The sequence below is a fragment of the Lysinibacillus antri genome (genome assembly GCF_003977595.1).
Taxonomy (GTDB): Bacteria; Bacillota; Bacilli; order Bacillales_A; family Planococcaceae; genus Ureibacillus; species Ureibacillus antri.
Genome location: NZ_RYYR01000058.1, coordinates 1 through 2,261, shown reverse-complemented (window position 1 = coordinate 2,261; position 2,261 = coordinate 1). Strand labels below are relative to the sequence as shown.

Genomic DNA, 2,261 nt, shown 5'->3' with positions numbered 1-2,261 from the left:
TTTTTCGGATAGATGGCTATTTCATTACACATGTTGTTTTGATATTTTTGGACCAAGGCATGTAATTATTTAATATCTCAGGTTGCTGATGAATCGGTAAATTTGGCAAGTCCATCAATAATTTCACTAGATATTGATAAAAGTCGATGCCGTTTGCCTTTGCTGTTTCAGCTAAACTTAAACAGATTGCGTTCGCTCTTGCGCCAGCTTCACTTACCGAGAATAGCCAGTTTTTTCGGCCGATCACATTTGGGCGAATCGCATTTTCAGCTGGATTATTATCGATTTCAATCCGACCATCAAACAAAAAAGCTTTTAATCCTTGCGCATGTTTCAATGTGTATCCAGCGGCTTTTGCTAATGTATTTGTCCCGTAGAAAGGTGAATCTTCCACCCATTTTAGAAATTTTTCTACGATTGGCTTTGAGTGTTTTTGGCGTGCTTTGCGACGTTTTCCCGGTGGAAGATGTTTAAACTTACGTTCCAAACGATATAATTGGTCGCAATAGTCCACCCCTGCTTGTCCATGCTTACTATTGGCTTTCAACCAATAGCGCCGTTCATGAGCCCAACAGTTTGCGAATGTGATATCAGGTAAGTTACCGTAAGCCGAATAACCATCACAAATAATCGTTCCTTTGAAGTTTGTTGTAAAGTCCTCTAATACAGCACGACCTCTTGACAAAGAACTATGAAATAGAACGATAATAGGACCTTGGCTTGGCACACTTCGAAACACCCAATTGTATGCATTGGATTGAGCTGATTTACCATCTGAACGATTAAGTATTTGCGAATAGGTTTCATCCACATGCATAAATGATTTTAACATTAATACATTTTTTATCTTTTCATAAACAGGTAAAAGCCAATCCTCAGCTACACGAATAACCCAATTCGATAAATTCTTATCATTGGTCAATAGACCATTCCGTTCCCATTCTTTTACCTGACGGTAAAGGGGTAAATATTGCATAAATTTATCATAGATAACTCTGGCTAGCATACTAGGACTTGCAATACTTCGTTGAATCGGAGGTTGTGGTGCTTTGCCACGTTTGATTTGTGCAGACTGTGACGCATCATTCTTACACATTTTACATTCATACGCATGTTCAATATGTTGCACTTTCACTATTTTCGCAGGAATAAATTTGGCTTCTTCACGGACAAGCGTACTACCGATCTCAATCATTTGATGCTCGCAACAGTCGCAGACTGTATGCTTTGGGTGATGATGAACCATTTCTATGCCTACATCATCCCGTAATAGATCGTTTCTCTTTTTCTTATTAACCTTTCGTACAACAGTATAGGAGACAGTCTGTTGGCTTTGTTTTTCTGTTTGCTCAGATTCTTTAAAAAAAGGATCATCATCGAATAAGGAACCTTGTCCTTCGGCTGCCTGATACTTTGATTTTTCTGTTTTGGAACCATATAAAAGCTTAGTCAAATAGCGAACTTGTTGTGACAACGATTCGATTTGTTTCAAAAGTTCTTCATTCTGTTGATTCGAACGAGTCAATTGTTCTTCAAGTAAACGAATTAATTTTTCATTCGCAGAATCATTCACCACAACACTCACCACTTTCCGTTCAATTTTGTTCTTTCTATTATAATCGCCTTCAGACATTAAAATAAAGTCAAAATTGGATGAAGTTAGAATGTGCCTTGCAGAGAAGGTTGAATGGCTTTCGGTTGTTGAATAGCTAATCCTTCAAGCAACCACCGAAGCTCCTGCTGTGAGAGATTACGTGCTTCATTTTCATTTTTAGGCCACTGAAGTTTACCGTTATCTAAACGTTTATAAAGCATGGCGAAACCATCACCATCAAAATATAAACATTTATAACGATCTTTACTCGTTCCAGAAAATAAGAATATCGAGTCGCCATATGGATCTAATTCAAACGAGTCTTGAATCAGTGTGGCTAGCCCATCAATACCTTTACGCATATCCGTTTTCCCACAAATAATGTAGATATTTTTTACGCTTGTATAATCATGTCTCATAAGTTTTTCAACTCCCTCATGACAGTTTGAATCACGTACTCATCTACGCCACGGTGAAAGAATATTTCCGCATTTGACGTTTTAATCGTACAAATGCTTGTAGAAGAATCTTTTGAAAAAGTAGGTGTTGAAGATTTTTTATGATCTGGTTGAAGTGTTACGGGGACAATAGCTAATTTTTGTTGTGGCATAAGAAAGCACCTCCTTTAATTGATACATTTATAGTACCGGGAGGTGCTGCGTGTTAC

3 protein-coding genes are annotated in these 2,261 nt (G+C 37.7%); all 3 read right to left on the bottom strand.

What is annotated here, in order from left to right; translation table 11 throughout:
* Positions 1 to 16: 16 nt before the first annotated feature.
* Genes tnpC through EK386_RS19570 form a run of 3 tightly spaced genes read right to left on the bottom strand, consistent with a single transcriptional unit; the run spans position 17 to position 2,204 of the window.
* Positions 17 to 1,633, bottom strand: a complete 1,617-nt coding sequence (tnpC, locus tag EK386_RS19580; protein WP_439331248.1) for an IS66 family transposase — start codon at positions 1,631 to 1,633, stop codon at positions 17 to 19.
* Positions 1,634 to 1,659: 26 nt separating this feature from the next.
* On the bottom strand, positions 1,660 to 2,013 hold the full coding sequence (tnpB, locus tag EK386_RS19575) for an IS66 family insertion sequence element accessory protein TnpB (protein WP_126660857.1): 354 nt from the start codon (positions 2,011 to 2,013) through the stop codon (positions 1,660 to 1,662).
* On the bottom strand, positions 2,010 to 2,204 hold the full coding sequence (locus EK386_RS19570) for a hypothetical protein (RefSeq protein ID WP_126660856.1): 195 nt from the start codon (positions 2,202 to 2,204) through the stop codon (positions 2,010 to 2,012). Before EK386_RS19570 ends, tnpB begins: the two co-directional genes overlap by 4 nt.
* Positions 2,205 to 2,261: the final 57 nt, after the last annotated feature.